The sequence below is a fragment of the Streptomyces sp. NPDC037389 genome, from assembly GCF_040636475.1.
In the GTDB taxonomy this organism is placed as follows: Bacteria; Actinomycetota; Actinomycetes; order Streptomycetales; family Streptomycetaceae; genus Streptomyces; species Streptomyces hesseae.
Genome location: NZ_JBEZUS010000052.1, coordinates 1 through 1,540 on the forward strand (window position 1 = coordinate 1; position 1,540 = coordinate 1,540).

2 protein-coding genes are annotated in these 1,540 nt (G+C 67.3%); both read left to right on the forward strand.

Going from position 1 to position 1,540, the window contains the following annotated elements; genetic code table 11:
• Positions 1 to 38: 38 nt before the first annotated feature.
• Positions 39 to 847 (forward strand): IS5 family transposase gene (locus tag AB0E98_RS33630; protein ID WP_107049489.1). Its coding sequence is split into 2 segments (ribosomal slippage): positions 39 to 386 and positions 389 to 847, totalling 807 coding nucleotides; the frame shifts between segments, so codons are not numbered across the junction.
• An 87-nt stretch (positions 848 to 934) separates the two neighbouring features.
• Positions 935 to 1,531: a hypothetical protein gene (locus AB0E98_RS33635; RefSeq protein ID WP_030399931.1), complete on the forward strand. Its 597-nt coding sequence runs from the start codon at positions 935 to 937 to the stop codon at positions 1,529 to 1,531.
• The last annotated feature ends 9 nt before the right edge of the window (positions 1,532 to 1,540 follow it).

Genomic DNA, 1,540 nt, shown 5'->3' on the forward strand with positions numbered 1-1,540 from the left:
CGTCGTTTCTTATGGCGTGATCGTTCGTTGAGTCGTGCATGACGGATCTCGTTGAGCGGCTGGTGCCGGACGAGTTGTGGGGGCTGTTCAGGCGGGTGGTGCCGCCGACTGAGGTGAAGCGTCCGCAGGGTGGGGGACGGCGCCGGGCAGGTGACCGCGAGGTCCTTGCCGCGATCATCTTCGTGGCGACGTCAGGCTGCACCTGGCGGCAGTTGCCCCCGGTGTTCGGCCCCGCCTGGCCCACGGTCTACCGCCGGTTCGCCCAGTGGAGCCGGGACCGGGTCTGGGCTCGGCTCTACCGGGTGATCCTCGACGAGCTCGGAGCGCGAGGCGAGCTGGACTGGTCGCGGTGCGCGATCGACTCTGTCAGCGTCAGGGCGGCAAAAGGGGGCCATTGACGGGACCGAATCCGACCGATCGCGGCAAGCTAGGATCGAAGATCCACCTGGTCACCGACAGGAACGGGCTGCCGCTGTCGCTGGGCATCTCCGGCGCGAACATGCACGACAGCCAGGGCCTGCAACCGCTCGTGCGCGGCATCCCGCCCATCCGTTCCCGCCGCGGCCCGCGCCGCCGACGGCCGGCGAAACTGCACGCAGACAAGGGATACGACTACGACCACCTGCGCCGCTGGCTCCGCTCGCGGGGCATCCGCCACCGCATCGCCCGCAAGGGTGTCGAGTCCTCGCAGCGACTGGGCCGCCACCGCTGGGTAGTCGAGAGAACCGTGTCCTGGCTGGCCGGCTGCCGACGCCTCCACCGACGCTACGAGCGCAAGGCCGAGCACTTCCTCGCCTTCGTCGGCATAGCCGCAGCCCTCATCGGCTACCGCCGACTGATCCGGTGAGCCAGTCGGTCGAGAGCAACAGCCGGCCAGCGCCGATGGTGTCAGTGGCAGCTCGTAGGGTGCGCTGGTATTCGACGAGGAGGTTCCATGGGCTTTTCCGGTCATCTGGTCTTTGCGCGCAGCAAGCGCCCACTGCTGGAGGCACCAATCTTCGGCAGCACGGGTCCAGGGCTGTGGGACGACGTGCATGAGTGCCAGCCGCGACCGGGCGGCTGGCAAACTCTGCAGTTGGAGCAAGGCGTCTGGGAGGACGGGAACCTGTTCGCCTTGGTCGAATGGACCGGTGCCCCGGCCTGCGTCGCCGATGTCTCCGACAGCAGCGTCGCCCTCGTGACCGGTCTGGACACCGACGGGCACCGCTGGCAGGCATGGCTCAACCTGGACAACGCCGCAGCTCTCCTCGTCGAGGAACCCGAAGACGTGGACGACCTGAGCCTATGGATAGCCACTCCGGAGTTCGAAGAAGCCATCGGACATAAGCGCGCAGAGCTCGATGCAGAGGTGCCGACCGACGCCGAAGGCGCTCTCATCTGGGCTTCAGCGGCTGGTGTCCAGGTCACGGCACAGCAGTCTCGGATCGAGGAACTGCTGCGCGCACAGGAGACCTTCGTGGAGGAGCTGTTCGACGCGCTGCTGGACGAACTGGGCTTCCCTGAAACTGCCCACTCCGCGCCGCAGCCATAAGAAACGACC